The organism is Paenibacillus sp. FSL H7-0714 (assembly GCF_038003765.1).
GTDB lineage: Bacteria > Bacillota > Bacilli > Paenibacillales > Paenibacillaceae > Paenibacillus_AQ.
In genome coordinates this window covers 5266091-5286093 of sequence record NZ_JBBOPT010000001.1, presented here as the reverse complement: position 1 = coordinate 5286093, position 20003 = coordinate 5266091, and the positions used below count along the sequence as shown (strand labels likewise).

The following is a 20003-nucleotide window of genomic DNA, read 5'->3' as shown; positions in this document are numbered from 1 at the left end:
GTTTGTACTAATCTTATTTTGTATAGTTATCGAAATAACCTTGAATATAAATCATCGGTGTTCCTTTATCGCCACTACCAGAAGTCAAATCAGATAATGAACCAATCAGGTCCGTTAATCTACGAGGAGTAGTCCCTTGTGCTTCCATCGCACCAACCAGGTCATCATTTTTATTCTGGATGTATTTAGAAATGGCTTGTTTCAGCTCTTCACCACGAAGATGAGAGAAGTTGTTATCGGCCAAATATTTCAATTTCACTTCATTTGGTGTTCCATCAAGTCCGGCAGTGTAAGCAGGGGATACAACTGGATCTGCCAGTTCCCATATTTTACCGACTGGATCTTTGAATGCACCATCGCCATAAACCATAACTTCTACAGTTTTACCTGTAATTTCTTTGATTTTTGCTTGGATACCATCTACGATAGGTTGGCAGTTGTTTGGAAATAGTTTTACGCTTTCTTCTGTTGCTTTATTGGATCCAAGCAGACCATAAGCTTCGTTAAAGCCACTGCTATCAATGGATTGTGTAAGAATATCATCCAGACCAAATACTTTTTCAGCACCGTTGTTTGTGAGAATACGCTTGGTTCTGAAGCGAGTGTGAATATCGCAAGTTAATACATTTTTTGTATAGTTTAAAATGGTTTTTGGGTTGTTGGAGAAGATGACTTCACAAGTCACACCTTCAGCTTCAATCAAACCTTTATAATATTCGATATAGTCAACACCTGTGAATGGGTGCTTAATATAGCCGAAAAGCTCACGGAATTGAGCCTCTGTTAACACATCCGTCCATGGATTAACGCCCTTAGCATCTAATTCGTCGATGTCTACAAGATGGTTGCCCACTTCATCAGCTGGATAGCTTAGCATTAAGACTACTTTTTTTGCTCCTTTGGCAATTCCACGTAAGCAGTTAGCAAATCGGTTACGGCTAAGGATAGGGAAAATAACACCCACAGTTTCTTCACCGAATTTTGCCTTTATATCAGCAGCAATATTATCAATTGTCGCATAGTTTCCTTGTGCCCTAGCCACAATGGATTCCGTTACGGTTACAATATCACGATCCTCGATCGTGAAACCTTCGACTGTTGCTGCATTCAATACCGTTTGCACTACGATTTCTTCAATGTTATCCCCATTGTTAATGATAGGCCCGCGGAGTCCACGTACCACTGTTCCAACTACTCTTTCCAATATGATCTCTCCTCTTATAAGAGTATACTCTATATATAAGTAATGGTTATAAACCCTATATTACTATACCCTTTTAGAGCGATATAAGTAAAATTAATGTTTATAATATCTAATATAAAAATGGTTTATAGATATAGAAGCTTTTAGAGGTTTTTTGCATTGTCGTTAGAGATAGAAAATCAATTTCTCGGGGAGGGAGAGCCGTATGAACAAAATGGACCGTTTGTTAGCTATAGTGCTTGAATTGCAGCGTAATAAAGTGTTGCGAGCGGAGGATTTGGCGGCTACGTTTGAAACGAGCGTGAGAACTATTTATCGGGATATTCAGGCACTTAGTGAAGCGGGCGTATCCATAATAGGAGCGCCAGGGCAAGGCTACTCCTTGATTGAGGGCTATTTCCTGCCACCCGTTAGTTTCACGCTGGACGAAGCAGTGACATTGCTTATCGGGACTGACTTTATCGAGCAGTGGTTTGATGCCCACTATGGCAATAAGGCTAGAAGTTCTAAAGCGAAAATAGAAGCTATCCTGCCAGAAGCCATCCGCAGTGAAGCATCGCAGATCCGCAAAAGTTTTCGTTTATTTGCATCCGCAGCAGATATAGCACCAATACAAGAAAAGGCATGTCTGGAAGCCATTCGTCGAGCGATATTAGAGGAAAGGAAAATAAGATTTCGTTATTCCAAAAGAATCGCCGAAGCCGATGGGAACCGTCAAAGTATTCGTACGGTTGCTCCTTACGGACTTGTGCTTCATCAAGGATCATGGGTACTCGTCGCCTGGTGTGAATTGCGTCAAGACATCCGTCATTTCCGGTTATCCCGAATGAGGGAGCTTATTGAACTGGAAGATAAATTTATACGGCCAGCGGATTTTCAATTGGAGGTATACCAACCTCCTGATGATCGCAACGTTCATGTGGTTATCTTAGTCCATTCTGACATAGCTGATAAGGTAAGGGAATCGAACAATTTCTATATGGAAACTATAGAGGATCATGCGGAAGGCTTACGGGTTACTTTTCGAGTTCGAGAGCCAGCGGAATTGCTGCAATGGGTGCTGGGCTGGGGAGGTGGCATGGTTGTGCTAGAGCCGGAATCTTTTCGCCATCAAGTAAGAAACGAACTAGAAATAATGTTAAAACGCTACTGACATAACGCTGTCAGTAGCGTTTTTGTATACTTGGATAATCAATGACTACAGGAGCTGATATATAATGATTACAACAAAAGAAGCCTTACAACGTTTCGAAGAAACTGCGACATACTATATTCATGAAGTAGAGCGATTCAATCTGGAGCAGCTGAAGCAAAAGCCAAGTGAAAACGAGTGGTCCATCGGACAGATGGTTCAACATCTCATTAACTCGGCACTGTATATGCAGCTTCGTAATATTGATCAATGTCTGGTGCTCAACCAAGATCCCTTGGTAACTCATGTGGGGAAAACCGAGGATGGTGCGGCTATATTTGCACAAGGCAGTTTTCCGCCCATTCGTATTCAGGTTCCGCCTTCCGCCCAATATACGCCGGAGCAGCCGGAGAGCAAGGAACAATTAAGTCAAGGGTTACATTCAGTCATCCAAAGAATGAGAGAGATCGAACCGTCTCTTGAAAAAGCGTCCAAACAAAATACCGTATCTCACCCGCGATTTGGTGGACTATGCGCGGAGGAATGGTTCCTGCTTATTGAGATGCACTATCGTCATCATCTTCTGCAGCTGGAGCGATTAAACAATGAATTGTTTCGGAAAGTGTTGTAATACCAAAAAAGAGGCCGTTGCTGATCTACAGCAACGGCCTTTCGTCGTAAAAGAAAGGATCTTAATTTCCTGAGCCAAGCGTCGCTTGAACATAATCTTTATATTCACTCGGATTAACTCCAAAATGCTTCTTGAAAAGTCTGGTGAAATAAAATTGATCATGTATACCGATTTGCGTAGAAATCTCTTTGACATAAGGGTTGCCCTTTAGAATTAACTCTGCGGCTTTCTCCATTTTTACGGTGTTAATGTAATGAATGATACACTGGCCGACTTCTTCTTTAAAGATTCTGGATAGATAGTTCTCACTTAAGTTGACCTGCTTGGCAATCAGAGATAAGGTCAGCTTTTTCTGATAATTTGCATTGATATAATCAATTGTTTGTTTAACATCCCTATTATGGGTAGTCACAATCTGTTGTTTTTGATGTGAGAATAATTGAAATAAAAGCTCCATCTGCGTTAGAATCTCAGCACTTCGTTTACTGTTTGCAATATTCTCAATAGTTGTTTTCAAAAGCTTTGGATCTTCAACGATAATGTGAGCATCGCATAATGGAAGATAGTGCAGACAATTGACGATGAATGTTTTGGCTTCAGCCGGCTTTATTTGTTTCGATCTGCAGGTCTCAAGGAAATTTTGAGTGGCTTGATTAACGGCTTCAACGCCCGAACGTTTCCAGGCCTGTATTAAATTCGTAGAGAACTCATGAACGTTTTCGAAATCGAGCGTATCATTTAAATGGACAATCTCGGGATCAATAATCGTTATTTCGTTGTAAAATTGGATTTCCAAGGATTCTTTACATCGCTCTAGCATTACTTTCGCCTCAGCGTATCCTCTAATGGGCTGGGAATAAACAATGGTAGGGGTAATGGAAATATACATTTTGATCAACTGAATGACTCTATGGATAAAGTCGGTACGGATAATTTGCTGATTGTCCAAGGTATCAGTGGAGATTAGCAACAACAATGCATTCGATTCAAGCTGAATAATTTCGAATTGATCTACGGTTTCCAGGATATCTAAGATAATGTTTTCAATGAAGGATACCGATAGCTGGTTTTTCCGTTGGCTAGGGCTGGCGCTATTTTGCTCAAAGGTGATGTAGAACAAGTAGCAGCTATTTTCACTAAAAGCGAGTGTTATAGAATTTTGCTGCTCAAGCTGATTCATATCATAATATGGGTCGGTAAAATAATCTTTTAAAATCGCATTCTTCACACTCTTTAAATTATGTTGCAATAGCTGAGATTGTGTCTCTAGCTGCTGCTTGGACTGAAGCTGTTCTTGGATTAGCTGCGTGGATTTCTCCAGCAACTGGATGAGGTCCGCAGTCTTCATACTAATCTTAAGCATATAATCTACAGCGCCAAGAACTAAAGCTTCACGAACCAACTCATACTCCCCGTGGTTACTTGCCACCAGGATTTTCCCGGCAAACCCTCTGTTATTGAGTTCTTTTATCAGCTGCAAACCATCCATATTAGGCATTTTGAGATCTGTAATGATGATATGGGGATTAAACTTCTCAACAAGGGTTAAAGCTTCAACTCCGTCAGAGGCTGTAGCACAGATCATATATCCAAGCTCTTCCCATGGAATCATGGTTCTGAGCGCGACTTTTACAATGGGTTCATCATCCACCAGCATTACATTATACATTGGATACACTAGTATCACCCCTTATCTTCTTCGTAGGTTTGTTTGGGGATAATCAGGCGGCAACAGGTTCCTTGACCCACCAAGCTTGTGATGAATAGTCCGTAGCTCTCACCATATTGAAGCTTAATGCGATCGGCTACATTAGAAATTCCGATACCGGACAGCGTATCAGCCTTTTCCGATTTTTTCGTGTCAAAGCCTTTTCCGTTATCAATGATTTCTATAACAAGTGTATATTCATTTTTTGCGTAAGCCTTAATGCGGATAAGAACTTTTCCTCCAATATCCGTAACCCCATGGATGATAGCGTTCTCAGCGATCGGCTGCAGAATAAGTTTAGGGATCAGACTATGTAATACCGATTCATCTAGATCATATTCAACGTCAAATCGATCAGCATAACGTATTTTTTGAATAGCAAAGTAATTGTCCAGATTATTAAGCTCTTGTTTGATGGTTATTTCCTCATCTTGATCGATGATGGTACTGCGCAGTAATTCTGCGAGAGAGGAGATACCATCACTTAGCACCGGAACCTGGTTAATCATTGCGAGCCATCGCAAGGAATTTAGAGTGTTGAATAAAAAATGAGGGTTAATCTGTGATTGTAGCATTTGTAATTCAAGCGAACGCTGCCTCTTTTGATCTTTCTGTTGATCCTCTATCAGTTGCTCAATCCGGCTGACCATGCTATTAATCCTATTAGCCAGAACACCCATCTCATCGTTGCTGTGATCTTCTATACGATTGGATAAATTGCCATAAAAAATTTGATTACAGAAGACAATAATTTGTTTGATAGGCTTTAGGATACTTTTATACAAGACGATGATAATTAGGATACAAAGGATTACAATGATGCTGACGACGATAAGGAGTCCAGTGGTGATTTTACTTGTCTCAGAATTAATATAAGAGAAAGGAACCGTAGAAATCATGTACCAGCCTAATTGATTATTATTGATATAGGAGATCTGATGCATTTTGCCATTGACTAAGCCTTGAAAGGAATGGTTCTTCTGAGCCTCTTGTTCCTTGATTTGCTTAAACAGTTGACCTTTATCATACGCTTCTCCAAGTGTTGTACCCTTTAGGTTGGAGGACATCACTATTCCTTCTCTATTCATGATAAGCAGATTAGAACCTGTTCCTAAGTCCACACTGGAAAGAATGACTTTTGAGAATAACTCCCCGCCGATAAAAACAAACACATAACCTAATGGAACGCCAATGTCTTCTTGATCAAAAATTTTACGCCCCAGGACAATCGTATGGGAAGCACGATAGCTTTTTACATAATTAAGACTGTCATAAGGGGCATTCAGATCTACCTGTTTCATGATTTCCCCATACTTTGGATTGGGAATGCCATCATAGCCTAATTCATAAATAGGTTCGTTCTTGGAATCTATGATCCGAACGTTCTGAACATATCCCGGATAAATGGTTCTGTACACATTATCCATAGCGTGGTTAATGGTAGCATTGCTAGGAGCGGGTTCATTAGGTGCTGCCGTTAAACGCTCCTGAATAATAGGATTGGTAGAAACAGATCCGGCAAGATATTGATAGTTATTAAGCTCGCTTAACATCGTTCGATTGAGCAGTGTCAAAGCCTGAAAGGTAGATTTGCTTAATTTATTGTTAATGGATTTGGAGTAGATAGTATAGGAATAGAAACCTATAAAGATGATTGGAATCACGGAAACGATTAAGAAGATAACGGTTAAGCGATTTTGAATTTTAATTTTTCGTATGATTTGTGGGGGACTAGGAAAATACCGCTTCCCTTTGTTATGACTCAGGTGGATGACCTCCCATTCGATATCCTTTACTTACAAGTTAACATAAAAAGAAGAATGGAATATATATGCATGGGCGAAAAGCAAGAATAATCTATGGAATCGTTAGTATTATCCATTCCTTTAACTGCTAAGTTTACAAGTCATGTGATTCTGATGAATAAGCATATCTGAAACCTGAATGATAGATGGATAAAATAATACATAGGTAAGTTTGTATTGTAAATGTAAATAAAACGTAAACACTTCTATACTTGATTTATCAGATAAAGCGTTTTCAATATTTAATCTGTGGTTGGGTCATTAGCAAGAACATCTTAAGGAGGGCGTTTATGAGAAAGACAATGAGTACGTTATTAGCAGTTACGCTACTGGGTGTGGGGTTGATTGGTTGTGGGAATAGCACGAATACACCAGCTGCCTCAAAGGATTCGAATTCTACAAAAGCTACGAGTACAGCGGAAGCGACAAGTACAACGAACGCCGAGAATACTTCTAAAGAGGATGCTAAGAAGGATTTTGATAACAAGGAACTGAGTATTGCTGTCTTCCAAGGTGGATATGGCGCCGATTATTGGAATGAAATTGTCAGTAAATTCGAGAGTACTTATCCAGGGGTAAAAGTGAATATGACGATCAACCCTAAGGTTGGTGAAGTGATCAGACCACAGATTGTTGCCGGTAATCCTCCTGACTTCCTATCTGTTACGGATACAGAGCAAAGTGGGATTATGCTTTCCCTCATTAAAGAAAAAGGACTTCTAGATATCAGTGATGTATTCGAAAGCAAGGCCTTAGACAAAGATGAGACGCTAAAGGATATGATTCTTCCAGGAATGCTGGACAGCACAAGATTTCAGCCGTATCAAGACGGGAAGATCTATCTGGCACCTTTTAACGCTGGACCGATGGGGTTGATTTACAACAAAACTTTGTTCGCGGAAAAAGGCTGGAGTGTTCCTGAGACTTGGGACGAGTTCTTTGCATTAGGCGATGAGCTGAAAAAAGAAGAGAACTTCTTGGTCAATGCAGATGGAACGAAAACGAAAAGAGCGTTGTTCACTTACCAAGGTATCTATCCGGACTATTTGGAAGAAATTCTGTATCCTGCGATTGCTAGTGCGGGCGGTAAAGAAACGTTAGATAAAGTCTTTGCTTATGAGGAAGGTTCATTTAAGAACGACACGATCAAAAAAGTATTGGATATATTCTACAAAATATCTAAAGACGGATATCTGATGGATGGCACGGTTGCCTTGAACCATACCCAATCGCAGACCGATATGATGATGGGGAAAGCGTTGTTTATTGTAAACGGCAACTGGATGGAAAATGAAATGAAGGATTCACCAAGAGAAAATGGCTTTGAATTTGGGATGACAACCGTCCCTGTATTTAATAAAGGAGATCAGAAGTACGTGCTTTCCAGCTATGAGCAATTCTCCATTCCAGCAAAAGCTAAAAATCCAGAGCTGGCTAAAGAATTCTTAAAGTTCCTGTATACGGATGAGTCCGTTAAATTATTCGCGGAAAAAGCTAATGGTGCGAAGGAGCTGTCGAAGCCATACTTGACCAAAGGTGTATATGACATGTTTGAGGCTTACAATGGTTCCATTTCAATTCTGCAAGGCTGGAAATCCTTACCAAAAGGCTCCAAAGTTAGTGTAGTCACTGAAATGTTCAAAAATACGATGACGCCAGTCATGACAGGTCAAATGACCACTGACCAATGGATGGATAATGTTGAAAAAGCTTTTGCACAGATTCGTAAAGAGAAAGCAGCTAGTAAATAATTTATAGCATCTCATGCCAATGCATCCTGTTAAGAATGGATACAGACATCTATGAACAGGATGCATTTTGCATGAAGAGGAGTGAGAAAGATGTCTGAGATGCAACTAACGGAAGTAGCTCCTAGAAACAGAAAATTAAAGACTAAGTCAACGAAAACTAAAAATCCGAAGCTATTCATAGCCGTATGTACCATTCCTGCGCTCCTGTTGACTCTCGTATTTATGATCATTCCAACCTTTCGGGCATTCTTTATGTCTTTTACGGATGCAACCGGGATGAGTGATGAGAACAAGTTTATCTTTCTGGATAACTATAAATATATGTTCCAAGATGAGATGTTCCTCAAAGCGCTTAGTAATACGTTCAAGCTGATGCTGGTCGTGCCGGTGGTTACCTTAGCCTTTGGCTTAGTGCTTGCTTTTCTATTGACGCAGACGAAGCTGAAAGAGAGAGGCTTTTACCGGACGGTATTCTTTTTCCCCAGCATTATCTCTTTGACGGTAGTCGGGATCATATGGTCCTTTGTGTTTCATCCGAACATGGGGATCTTGAACAATATTCTCTCAAGTATTGGGCTAGATCAACTGACTATGACTTGGCTTGGGGATAGCCGAACTGCATTATGGTGCGTTGCGGTCACTCTGATCTGGCAGGCGGTTGGTTACTATATGGTGATGTATATCGCTGCAATAGATGGGATTTCTGCGGATGTGTTCGAGTCGGCGACCATTGATGGTGCAGGGTATTTCCGGAAGCTTGTCAGCATTACGATCCCACTGTTAAAAGAAATCATTGGAATAACCTTCGTGCTGTCCCTGGCGGGTACGATCAATTTAAGCTTTATAGTCGTAACAATCATGACCGGCGGTGGACCGGCAGGTGGTACTACTGTATTACTCCATTACATGTACACTCAAGGGTTCCAAAATGCGAACTTTGGTTATGCCATGGCTATCGCGATTTTTACGCTTGCGTTTGCCTTTGTCCTTTCTTTTCTGTCTAGACTACTTACAAATCGAGCAGAAGGGTAGGGGAGAAGGGTGAATAGTAATCAACAGAGTCTTATAAAAATGAACATTATCAATTGGATCACTCGGCTGTTTCTGATTGTAGCTACTATTGTTTTGTTATATCCGTTTGTATGGAATCTTTTAGCCTCATTTAAGAGCAATACGGAATTTCTAACCGATCCTTTCTCCTTTCCACAAGCCTTACACTTGGATAACTATGTACGTGCTTTTCAGAAATCCAAGATGGGAAGTTATTTCCTGAATTCTATCTTTCTAGTGGTGCTTTCCACTGCGATTCTAGTTATTTTTGTGGTCCCTATAGCTTATGTATTAACGAGATTTAAGTTTTGGGGTTCCAAAATGATTCTTAATATTTATATGGCCTGTATCTTTCTCCAAGCTTCTTATATCATGGTTCCTTTATTTATTCAGGTGAATTCTTTCGGGATGCTGGACAATCGCGGGATGCTCGGTTTGATCTATGCTGTCCTTCAGTTTCCTTTTGCGATCTTTGTGTTAAGCGGATTTCTGCGATCTGTCCCTAGAGATTATGAAGAGGCCGCCAAGATTGACGGTTGCGGGAATACAGGGGTACTCGTCAGAATCATTGCGCCACTAGCTAAGCCGGGAATTGTAACGGTCTGTATGCTGGCAGCGATGGGCTTTTGGAATGAGTATCCACTGGCATTAGTTCTAATTCAATCGGATAGCAAAAAAACATTACCGGTGGGATTAGCCAATCTGTTTGAGGTTCAAAGGTATGCTACAGATTGGAGCGCACTATTTGCCGCATTGATCTTGGTACTCATTCCAACGATTCTCCTATATGTGGTAGGACAAAAACAATTGCTCCAAGGAATAAGCGCTGGTGGAATTAAGGGCTGAACTACAAAGTTATGGAGGGAATTTGTGTGGACAAAGGAAGATTTACACTACCTGGTGAAACAGGAATGGAAGAGGTCATAGCCGATCTTGTAGAGAGATGGGGTGTAGATGCTGTACGTGACAGTGATGGCACGAGTCTATCGCAGGACATTCTTGATATGGGTCTGCAAATCTATTCAACGCTTTGTCTGGTACGTGAGGACAACGAGTGGGCAAAGCAGCATCCACAGTATAGACAGCAGATTTATCTGATGTCTGCACCATTGATTGTGACACCGAAGGTGAAGACCATCGATATTATGGCAGATTTTTTTGCAGATCAATTTGTTCCTAATACAGATGTGGATATTAAAAAGTATTGGCAGGTTGTAAACCGGACCACAGGAGAAATAGTACCTTCGGCACATTGGAGTTATGCAGAGGGGATCGTCACGCTTGAGCAGGCGGAACAGTTTCACAAATATACCGTCAGTTTCTTGGCCTATCAGATTTGGGAACCGGTCTCTATGTACAATCACATCACGAATAACTGGACGGAAGAGCATCGCTTACCACTGGATGTTCGTTATCCCGAGGCGCAAGAGCATGTATTGAAGGTGCTGAAAGATTGGCTAGCAAAGCATCCGAAGACTGATATCGTTCGTTTTACTACCTTCTTTTATAATTTCGACTTGATTTTTAATAAGGAAGGTAAGGAGAAGCAAGTTAATTGGTTTGGCTATCTAAGCTGCGTAAGTCCATTAGCATTAGATCAGTTTGAACAAGCTTATGGATATCGTCTGACTGCGGAAGATTTTGTGGATCAAGGACGATATAATACACCGTTTATGAATCCGACGCCAAGGTATTTGGACTGGATGGAATTTAATCAGAAATTCATTGCAGGTTATGCCAAACAATGTGTTGATATGGTGCATGATTTCGGTAAGAAAGCCATTATGTTCTTTGGGGATCACTGGGCAGGGACAGAGCCTTATGGTAAATATTTTTCCGAGATTGGGCTAGATGCAGTGGTCGGGGCTGCCGGAGATGGGGTTACGACCCGTATGATCGCGGATATTCCTATTAAGGATACCGAAGCCCGGTTCTACCCTTACTTCTTCCCAGATATATTCTTTGAAGGTGGAGATCCTGTTGGAGAGTCCATGCCGATCTGGATAAAATGTCGCCGGGCACTTATGCGTAAATCGGTTGGAAGAATGGGGTATGGCGGATATCTAAGTCTGGCGTACCAATTCCCTAATTTTATTGATCATGTGACGGAGATTGCGACTCAGTTTAAAGGAATTCATGCAAATGCTGAAGGGACTCAGCCGTATAAGGCATCGTTTAAAGTGGCGATTCTTAATACTTGGGGCTACATTCGCAGCTGGCAGACGCACCAAGTAGCTCACTCTTTATGGAATCAAAGATGTTATTCCTACATAGGGGCACTGGAGTCACTCGCAGGCTTGCCTTTCGACATTGAATTTATAAGCTTTGATGATATTAGACAACACGGGATTGATCCTAGTATCGGTGTGATCATTAACGCGGGTGATGTACATACTTCTTGGAGTGGCGGAGATCATTGGAGCGATCCAAAAGTGGTGTCTAGCATTCGTGAATGGGTGCATCAAGGCGGTGGCTTTATTGGAATTGGTGATCCAACGGCATATGAGCATCAAGGGGTTCTCTTTCAACTAGCGGATATTTTAGGTGTTCAAAAGGAAATGGGTTTTACAGCAAGTGTTAATAAGCCTAAGGTAACGCCAGTAAAGGAGCATTTCATTACGGAAGATCTGGAAGGCGACATTGATTATGGTGAAGGGATGACCATGGTTTATCAAGCGGAGATTGGAGCACAAGTCTTGGATGTGCACGACAATAGCTGCAATCTTGCCGTGAATTCATTTGGGCAGGGTCGAGGCGTTTATATTGCAGGGCTGCCGTATAGTATCCAGAATACTAGATTACTGAGCCGGGCGATCTTTTGGGCTGCACATCAAGAGGAACAATTGTATTCTTGGTTCTCATTGAATCCGAATGTAGAGTGTCATGCTTACCCTGAGACTGGCCGCTATTGTGCTGTAAATAACACAGCGGAGACCCAAAAGACGACGATCCTGATGGAGAACGATTTGAGAATAGAGCTGGAATTGAACGGGATGGAAAGTGTGTGGCTGGATATGAATATGTAACTTCACTTTAAGACATACATTTAAGGAGTCAGTCGTAACTACGGAGAATATTTGGACTTGCGGCCGCTGTTGTCTCAAACTTTCCTGAATTGTACCGCTTCGATAGAGTAATTGGGGAATTTCTCCCTGAAATTCCGGGATTTTTGGTCATTAGATTAATAATCAGGGAAAACCTCCCTAAAGTTTTGCTGATTCGATAGCAATTAAAGGAATCCCCCTTATTATTAGGGAGGAATTCCCTGATTTCGTTCGTTTAGAGCGAATTTTGATTATTTTCAGGGAGTTTTTCCCTAATTAGTTTTAGAGCCGCCCCCTTCTTCGATTTCTCAGGGAAGGGGGCTTTTGCTTATTAATCATAAGCATGAATCCATCAACCGCAATGTTTTTGGTGAGTTCTTCTTACTTGGATTGAGATGTTCTGGGGTTTCCGTATCTAGAGAATCCGGGACAACTTGCGATACGCCCGCGGAGAAATCCCCTCATTCGCCGTGAACACCCTGCTGAAATAATGGATATCGGGATAGCCGACCTGATCGCCCACCCTCTCAATCGGCCAATCCGTTTCTCGCAGCAGCTTACGCGCTTCCCTATGCCGGATCGAGCGGAGGTATTCTCCGGGGGGCATACCTGCAACCTCACGAAAGAGCTTGGCAAAGTGGTCCTCATGCATATTCATGGATGTGGCCATGGATTTATTGGTCCAGCGTTCTGCTAACCGCTCTTCTATCTCGTCTATTAATGCCCTGATCCGCTCGGTGTGAACTGATGACTTAGCTGCATCTCGGGAGCTTTGCGTTCGAAGCAGCGAAGTCAGAATACCAAGTAGTAGCCCTCGACAGACCCACTCATAGCCGGCAGGCCGCATAGTGAATTCATGAACGAGCTGTTCCATGGCATGAACACATTCGGGTGGCGGGGAGTAGATCGGTTCTTGTGACAATGGCATGAAGGGGACAGTTACGGCTTCAAAGGCGAATTTATCGTGTATGACTTCATCCTCATTAACTACCATATCTTCATCATGTGTAATAATTGATTCCCCAAAGAAATCAAAATGGATTCCAATAAGCTTAGTGTCTGAATCTGACAGGATAATATTCTGATGATATACCCCAGATGAGAGGAAAATAAGCTGCCCAGCGTTCAGTATATATTCTTCCTTATCCATCTTTGTTAATAATTTGCCCTGGCGAACATATAGTAGCTCGAAGTCATATAGCCTTCTTCTTTGGAAGGTGCAAGGTGGAAGTGTCTGCAATTGTGCATAGTGAATTCCGGGTGCCCAATCACGAGAGGGTACCTGCTTTCTCAGTGGGTAAGAGGGATCTTTGTCAGACATGTCACTGCCTCCTGAATCTTTAATAGAATAGACCGGAATAATGCAAAAAGTCTCTTCTTCGCCTAAATAAATCGAATTTTAAATCTAGTATAATATAAATAATTAAAGGATACAAAGTGCATCTAAGCCTAGGGAGTGGAAAACGGAAAAGAACAAATAGGAGGATTCAAATGAAAAAGGGAATAAACATCTGGTCGTTTCGCGAAGGAACTGAAATTAAAGAATGCGTACGTCTAGCCAAAGCGGCTGGATTTGAGGGGATCGAGCTGTCATTAAATGAGTCAGGTGAACTTGGCCTGCAAACCACTGAGAAAGAAGCGCGTATCCTTCGTGATTCTATTAATGAAACGGGTCTGGAGATCGCGGGGCTGGCAACAGGTCTATATTGGTCTTATGCGATGACTAGTGAATCTGAAGCGAATCGAACCAAGGCAATCGACGTATGCAAAAAGCAACTGGAGCTGGCAGCTGCGCTTGGTGTAGATTCGATTCTTGTCATTCCTGGCGCTGTTGGTGTGGATTTCATCGAGGGCTGTGAGGTTGTTGATTATGAAAAAGCTTATGATAGAGCGCTGGAAGCGATTAGTCATTTAGCCAAGGATGCTGAGCAAGCAGGCGTTTCTATTGGTCTTGAAAATGTGTGGAATAAATTCCTGTTGTCTCCGCTTGAATTACGTACTTTTATTGATACGGTCGGTTCCAGTTATGTAGGTTCCTATCTTGATGTTGGGAATATCGTGCATTCCGGTTATCCAGAGCAGTGGATACGGATTCTAGGCCATAGAATTAAAAAGGTGCATTTCAAGGATTACCGTCGGACGGCTGGTGGGCTTCACGGATTTGTTGATCTGCTCGCTGGGGATGTGGATTATCCAGCAGTCATGAAAGCGCTTGAAGACATTGGATACAACAATTATGTTACCGGTGAAATGATACCGTCATACACACATTATACGGAGCAAATTATTTTTAATACTTCTGCAGCTATGGATGCCATTCTCGGACGTACCACTTTCAAAGCTTAAAGTAAGGGGGAAGGCGATGCTCAGCCTATAGCAATCATTGAGGCTGAGATACAATCCGCTGGGCTGGAAGGTGCTTGGATAGAGCTTGTTTAATTATTAATCATTTAGCTGGGGAGGCTTCACTATGTTGAAAATAGGTTTGATTGGCTTTGGATTTATGGGCCGGATGCATTTTGATAATTATGTTCGCTTAACGGAAGAGGGGCATCCCATCGCCCTTAAAGCCATCTGTGACTTGCGAATTGAGGAATTGAAAGACGGTAAAGCGGACGGCAATATGAGTACCGCTCGAGAAGTGTATGATTTAACAGCTTACAGTCTCTATGATGATCTGGAGAAAATGATAGCGAATGAGGAACTTGATATGATCGATATCGCAGTTCCTACTTACCTGCATGCTGAAATGGCTTGTTCTTTGCTGGAACGAGGATATCATGTCTTTTGTGAGAAGCCGATGGCTAGAACTTCAGTAGAAGCACAGAAAATGGTAGAAGCAGCGGAGCGCAGTGGAAAGAAATTGATGATCGGACAGTGCCTGCGTTTTTGGCCAGGGTATGAATATTTGAAAGAAGTTGTGGAAACTGAGCAATTTGGTAAAGTGACAGAAGGATATTTCTACCGTGGTTCAGGGGCTCCTAAAGATTGGTTTCTGGATGAGAAGCTAAGCGGTGGATGCATTGTGGATATGCATATTCACGATACGGATATGATTAACTATCTGTTCGGCAGACCGGATAAAGTATCGACCTTGGGACGGAATGTTCTACCGGGAAGCGGATATGATATTGCTTCTACACACTATTTTTATAAGGATGCAAAGGTGATCAATGCTCAGGTGGACTGGACGCTGGAGGGCGACTTTGGATTCTACATGGGGTACAGGGTTAACTTCGAGCGAGGAAATGTTGTATTTGATGGTAGTGGAGTCAAGGTGAATCCCAATGATGGAGCAGGCTTTACGGTAGAGCTTTCCCCGGATGCGGGTTACTACAGAGAGCTGGTCTATTTCTTGGATGCGATTATTCAAGATAAGCCTATTATCATTTGTACGCCTGAGAGTGCAGCAGATTCTTTGGAAATCATAGAGGCGGAAGTACAGTCAGCAAATGCCGAAGGGGAATGGATTGTACTTAACTAGCAGGATATAGAGGATGCAAAGGCGTGACGAGAGGAAAGATCATTGTAGATGATTTCTCCAGTCACGTCTTTTTGGCATGCATTCTCATCTAACCTTTATTGCGCTGGAATTTTGTATTGTCCCTAGCATAGTGTGATACGGAGCCGTCATATCTTCTAAGGCGTACCTGTACATCGGAGAACTCTTCAACGATTCCTGAGGCAACGTCAGAATACATTCCATCAGGATCAAGCTGTAGGGCAGTGATATAAGTTTGGGATAAAGCGGCTATGAAAAAATCAATATTTTTATTAAGTGTATGTGGCATGGTATTCCCTCCGGTGATATCTTCAACATGTATGAATATAAATAATCCTAAGGAACTATTTTACCACGATTTGCGGATGAATTTGAGGAGGAATTACTTGATTTCGGTCAAAAATATGCGAAATTTGGTTGTAATTGTATTAAAATCCGAAGATCATCCGAGGGCAGGTAGCGAAGTTGTTTCGCTGTCTGCCTTTTTTTTACTTTCTGGTTTGAAAAGAAACCTGCGGACGGATATGATTTGTGTAGTGAAAGGATGATCGCCAAATGACAGAACAGCTACAAAGAGCCAAGGAGTTATACACACGATTTCTGGGTCATTTTTTAGATATGCATAAGGCAGGTTTGCTGAAAGAGTATAAGAGTTTTGAAATTCCTAGAGAACAAGAGATAGAATGGCTCAATGAAATGGCCTTGGCGTACGCCGAACAGTTGTCGATCCGAGATTGGGATGCAATTACTGCACTAGATGCCTTATCGAGAAACTATCAAGACAGCTGGATTGTGGAGAAGGTATCTTCTTTTGCCTCGCGGAATATGATGAGTGCGGATAGTCTGGTTAGATTGATCTACGCAGAGAAACTGGTAGGGATTATTGGCTCTCATAAACAAGTGATCCCAAAAGAACTATTATTTGAGGCCTGTAAAGTTGCTGTGCAAATTCTCGAAAATGTAATCTCACAGCCGCTGGTCATTGACCCTGGACATGAGCTTAAGGAGCTTGGCCTTAAAGATAAGAGAGCTTTGAACAGTCGTGCAGAGCAAAGCTTAGAACAGGTGAAGGTGCTAATTAATTAACCGTTGGAGGGGAAATATGAGATTACTCGTAGCGCAACCTAATCACGAACCACATTTGGAGCATTTGCTCAAAGAAATGAGCAGACAGGATTCTTTTGACGGGGTGTTGTATCCAGAAGGTTATGTAGCAGATGAAGCCAGTGTAAAGACCTTATGTGAAGTTGCCAAAATATATAAAAAGCTGATCATTACAGGATATAGGAACAGCAATAACAAGGATAGAGCGCTAATGATTCATCCTTCTGGGGACATCATTTTGGAACGAGCCAAATCGCCGATGGATGAACAGCTGTATCGCCCGTCAGTTGCGGAAGCGGATGGCCTCAGTATTGGTTATTTGCTGTGTGTTGAGCTTCTGCAAGGATACGTTGGTTTGGAAGGACAGGCTAAGTCGTTAGATTTCATCGCACATCCGATTGGGGTAGGCATGTTCAGCGAAGAACAATTTGAATTATGGATCGAGGAAGCCACTAGGATTGCTGTGAAATATAACACGATGATTATTGGGACAAGCCATGCTGACGGATCTTACCGAAATTGTGGAATTTCGATTCCCATCTCATATTGGATCGACTCTACCGGACAACCTATTTATATTTCGCGTAATGATACGAGAAGTCGAATGATTAATCTCGATACTAGGCAGGTTAATGTTCTAGATTAGGGAATAGCCGAAGTTGACACACTGTTGTCAAATTGGGTGTGCTACGATTTCATAACAGATTAATTTCTGATGATTTATAGAAGAAAATGAGGGATACACAATGGCTGAACCTTTAAAAGCGATGTACAATGAACAATTCCTGCATGGTTTTGGCGAAAAGATTCGCAGTGTACATAGTGTTTTCGACACGGATGCATTTGTAATTTCGGCTATGGCGGAACCTTGGGATACGCTCGAACTGAAGGCAAGGATGCGGCGGATTACGGAGACACTGGGAAGTCATTTACAGCTTCCTTATGAGGAAGCGCTGGCGATTCTGTTCGCTATTACTGAGGATTGTGTGGGATTTCCATACTTGATCTTTCCAGATTTTGTAGAGGTATTTGGTCAAGGGGCTGAGCATTGGGAGCTGTCTATGCAGGCGCTGGAAAGGTTCACACCGAAATCATCAGCAGAGTTTGCGGTTAGACCGTTTCTCTTGCGTGAACCGGAGCGGATGATGGCGCAAATGCTAGTATGGTCGAAGCACCCCGATGAGCATGTGCGACGATTAGCAAGTGAGGGTTGTCGCCCTCGTCTACCATGGGGACAGGCGCTCCCAATGTTTAAGGTAGATCCAGCCCCTGTGTTACCTGTACTTGAGCAACTGAAGAAGGATTCCTCCTTATATGTGCGCAAAAGCGTGGCTAACAATCTGAACGATATTGCGAAGGATCACCCGGAGGTGGTACTTGAGACAGCTCGCCGCTGGATAGGTATAGATCCCCTCACAGACTGGATTGTGCGGCATGGTTGTCGTTCTTTAATCCGTAAAGCTAATCCGGAGATTATGGCTTTATTCGGATATGCGGAGCAAGCAGACGAAGCAACACCACTCATAACGAGTGCTTCTATAACGATTGATCCTACCCAATTGCGAATTGGAGAAAACTCTGAATTACAATACGAACTTCAAGTTTGTGAAGGAGCTCCTGCCCGTGTTCGAATAGAATATGGCATCTATTTCGTGAAGGCTACAGGTCGAACCTCTCGTAAATCTTTCTTACTATCGGATAAAACAGTACCTGGGGGTACAATTCTGTCAGGCAAACGGACGCATCGCTGGGCGGATTTAACCACTCGTCGTCATTATCCCGGGGAACATCGGATTGTCCTGTTGGTTAACGGGCGGGAAGTTGCAGATACGTTGTTGAAACTTGAGGGGGATCAGTAAATGAAAAAAGAAGTATTGATTTTTATTTCTAATGGATATGCAGATTGGGAAGCTGGCTATATAAGTGCCGAACTAAACAAGCCAGAAAGTGAATACAAAGTTAAGACAGTTTCTTTAAATAGCGACAATGTACAATCTATGGGCGGATTTACTGTTATTCCAGACTATACTATAGATAGTTTACCCGCCCAGTTTGAATTGTTAATTTTAATTGGGGGTACAGGCTGGAAAGATAATTTAGCGATTACTCCAGTGATTGAAAGTTGTATTCAGAATAGAACTCCTATAGCGGCTATATGTGACGCATCAACCTTTTTGGCAGAACGTGGCTATTTAGATGAGATTCCTCACACTGGAAATTCATTAGATTACTTAAAAGAGTTCGCTCCTAATTATAAAGGACACGCAAATTTTTTAGAAAAACAGACCGTTTCGAGTGACAATATCATTACTGCTAATGGTACGGCTTCTTTGGAATTTACAAGGGAAGTCTTGAAGAAGTTAAAGGTTATGCCATTAGTACAAATCGATGGATGGTATACCTTTTTCAAAAATGGGTTTTATCAAGAATAATGAAGTCATGAAAAAAAAGGTGTTCTCAGGTCTTATCGACTTGAGAGCACCTTTTTACTTATTTTTTCACTTCTGTAACACCCGTTACTTTTCCTTGATCCGAGGTATCGAAGGTGGATTGATACTTAGCATCTGCGAAGTAAACATTCCCTTCAACCGTTGCATTTACTAAACTGAAGCCATCTGCTTCGACGTATACATCACCAATAAATGTGCCGCCTTGAATACGGGCGTTTTTACTTTTGATCGTAAGTTTTGGTGCAGTTAGTTTATAGGAGTTAGTGATATTGTGCTCTGCATCTTGTGTGTAGAGAGCGATTTTTCGAGCAGGTTCATCTTTATTCGTGAATTGCCCGTCCAGTACGAGATCTTCGGTGAAGGTTAAGTCTTTCAGCGTAGCAGCAATCCAAGTACCGTCCGCACTGATTGCCTTTTTAAAGGCCTCTTCATTATCCACTACCGACGCTGAGGTTACAGCATCAGTGGTGTTATTAGTGTTGCCAGCGTTATTTGTGTTACCAGGTGTAGTAGTGGCGGTAGGGGTAACGTTGGCATTGTTATTGGTTGAGTTTCCGCATCCGACTAACAGCACAATTGCAAATACTGCGGCTACGCTTGCTATCTTTCTCATCTGTATAAC

General features: G+C 42.0%; 18 protein-coding genes. 12 read left to right on the top strand and 6 right to left on the bottom strand.

Annotated features, from left to right (window positions below):
- Nucleotides 1-13 precede the first annotated feature (13 nt).
- A complete protein-coding gene (locus tag NST34_RS23685; protein ID WP_341128871.1) occupies nt 14-1204 on the bottom strand; it encodes a coenzyme F420-0:L-glutamate ligase in 1191 nt (396 codons plus the stop codon).
- A 205-nt stretch (nt 1205-1409) separates the two neighbouring features.
- Between NST34_RS23685 and NST34_RS23680 the strand changes: the two genes are divergently transcribed.
- Nucleotides 1410-2357, top strand: a complete 948-nt coding sequence (locus NST34_RS23680) for a helix-turn-helix transcriptional regulator (protein WP_341059892.1) — start codon at nt 1410-1412, stop codon at nt 2355-2357.
- A gap of 64 nt (nt 2358-2421) precedes the next feature.
- The gene (locus NST34_RS23675; RefSeq protein WP_445667675.1) at nt 2422-2967 is read left to right on the top strand and encodes a DinB family protein; all 546 of its coding nucleotides are present in this window, start codon (nt 2422-2424) and stop codon (nt 2965-2967) included.
- A 61-nt stretch (nt 2968-3028) separates the two neighbouring features.
- Here NST34_RS23675 and NST34_RS23670 read toward each other — a convergent pair whose 3' ends face one another.
- Together NST34_RS23670 and NST34_RS23665 are read right to left on the bottom strand one after the other, a co-directional pair.
- Complete coding sequence (locus NST34_RS23670; protein ID WP_341129583.1) at nt 3029-4636, bottom strand: response regulator transcription factor; 1608 nt, start codon at nt 4634-4636, stop codon at nt 3029-3031.
- 14 nt (nt 4637-4650) lie between these two features.
- Nucleotides 4651-6339: a sensor histidine kinase gene (locus NST34_RS23665; protein WP_042190641.1), complete on the bottom strand. Its 1689-nt coding sequence runs from the start codon at nt 6337-6339 to the stop codon at nt 4651-4653.
- A 431-nt stretch (nt 6340-6770) separates the two neighbouring features.
- Here NST34_RS23665 and NST34_RS23660 point away from each other — a divergent pair, with 431 nt between their 5' ends.
- The 4 genes from NST34_RS23660 to gnpA all read left to right on the top strand — a co-directional run bounded on the left by NST34_RS23660 (nt 6771) and on the right by gnpA (nt 12307).
- Nucleotides 6771-8231, top strand: coding sequence for a carbohydrate ABC transporter substrate-binding protein (locus NST34_RS23660; protein WP_341128870.1), 1461 nt, complete (start codon nt 6771-6773; stop codon nt 8229-8231).
- Nucleotides 8232-8321: 90 nt separating this feature from the next.
- On the top strand, nt 8322-9263 hold the full coding sequence (locus tag NST34_RS23655) for a carbohydrate ABC transporter permease (protein WP_339242973.1): 942 nt from the start codon (nt 8322-8324) through the stop codon (nt 9261-9263).
- 39 nt (nt 9264-9302) lie between these two features.
- Nucleotides 9303-10127 carry a carbohydrate ABC transporter permease gene (locus tag NST34_RS23650; protein ID WP_341128869.1) on the top strand — a complete coding sequence of 275 codons (825 nt, stop codon included), beginning with the start codon at nt 9303-9305 and terminating at the stop codon, nt 10125-10127.
- Between the two features lie 26 nt (nt 10128-10153).
- Nucleotides 10154-12307 carry a 1,3-beta-galactosyl-N-acetylhexosamine phosphorylase gene (gnpA, locus tag NST34_RS23645; RefSeq protein WP_341128868.1) on the top strand — a complete coding sequence of 718 codons (2154 nt, stop codon included), beginning with the start codon at nt 10154-10156 and terminating at the stop codon, nt 12305-12307.
- A 433-nt stretch (nt 12308-12740) separates the two neighbouring features.
- Here the strand turns inward: gnpA and NST34_RS23640 are convergent, their stop codons facing one another.
- On the bottom strand, nt 12741-13646 hold the full coding sequence (locus NST34_RS23640; RefSeq protein WP_341128867.1) for an AraC family transcriptional regulator: 906 nt from the start codon (nt 13644-13646) through the stop codon (nt 12741-12743).
- 170 nt (nt 13647-13816) lie between these two features.
- Between NST34_RS23640 and NST34_RS23635 the strand changes: the two genes are divergently transcribed.
- Complete coding sequence (locus tag NST34_RS23635; protein ID WP_341128866.1) at nt 13817-14671, top strand: sugar phosphate isomerase/epimerase family protein; 855 nt, start codon at nt 13817-13819, stop codon at nt 14669-14671.
- Between the two features lie 124 nt (nt 14672-14795).
- Entirely contained in the window at nt 14796-15809 is a 1014-nt protein-coding gene (locus tag NST34_RS23630) for a Gfo/Idh/MocA family protein (RefSeq protein ID WP_042190630.1), read from the top strand.
- A gap of 88 nt (nt 15810-15897) precedes the next feature.
- Here NST34_RS23630 and NST34_RS23625 read toward each other — a convergent pair whose 3' ends face one another.
- Nucleotides 15898-16116 (bottom strand): hypothetical protein, encoded by a 219-nt coding sequence (locus NST34_RS23625; RefSeq protein WP_341128865.1) that lies wholly within the window; start codon nt 16114-16116, stop codon nt 15898-15900.
- A gap of 266 nt (nt 16117-16382) precedes the next feature.
- On the opposite strand from NST34_RS23625, the gene NST34_RS23620 reads away from it, so the two are divergent.
- The 4 genes from NST34_RS23620 (at nt 16383) to NST34_RS23605 (ending at nt 19363) form a co-directional block, all read left to right on the top strand.
- Complete coding sequence (locus NST34_RS23620) at nt 16383-16913, top strand: hypothetical protein (RefSeq protein ID WP_341128864.1); 531 nt, start codon at nt 16383-16385, stop codon at nt 16911-16913.
- 16 nt (nt 16914-16929) lie between these two features.
- Entirely contained in the window at nt 16930-17577 is a 648-nt protein-coding gene (locus tag NST34_RS23615; protein WP_341128863.1) for a hypothetical protein, read from the top strand.
- Between the two features lie 100 nt (nt 17578-17677).
- A complete protein-coding gene (locus NST34_RS23610; RefSeq protein WP_341128862.1) occupies nt 17678-18790 on the top strand; it encodes a hypothetical protein in 1113 nt (370 codons plus the stop codon).
- Nucleotides 18791-19363, top strand: coding sequence for a type 1 glutamine amidotransferase family protein (locus NST34_RS23605; RefSeq protein ID WP_341128861.1), 573 nt, complete (start codon nt 18791-18793; stop codon nt 19361-19363).
- Between the two features lie 58 nt (nt 19364-19421).
- Here the strand turns inward: NST34_RS23605 and NST34_RS23600 are convergent, their stop codons facing one another.
- Nucleotides 19422-19994 (bottom strand): hypothetical protein, encoded by a 573-nt coding sequence (locus NST34_RS23600; RefSeq protein ID WP_042190616.1) that lies wholly within the window; start codon nt 19992-19994, stop codon nt 19422-19424.
- Nucleotides 19995-20003: the final 9 nt, after the last annotated feature.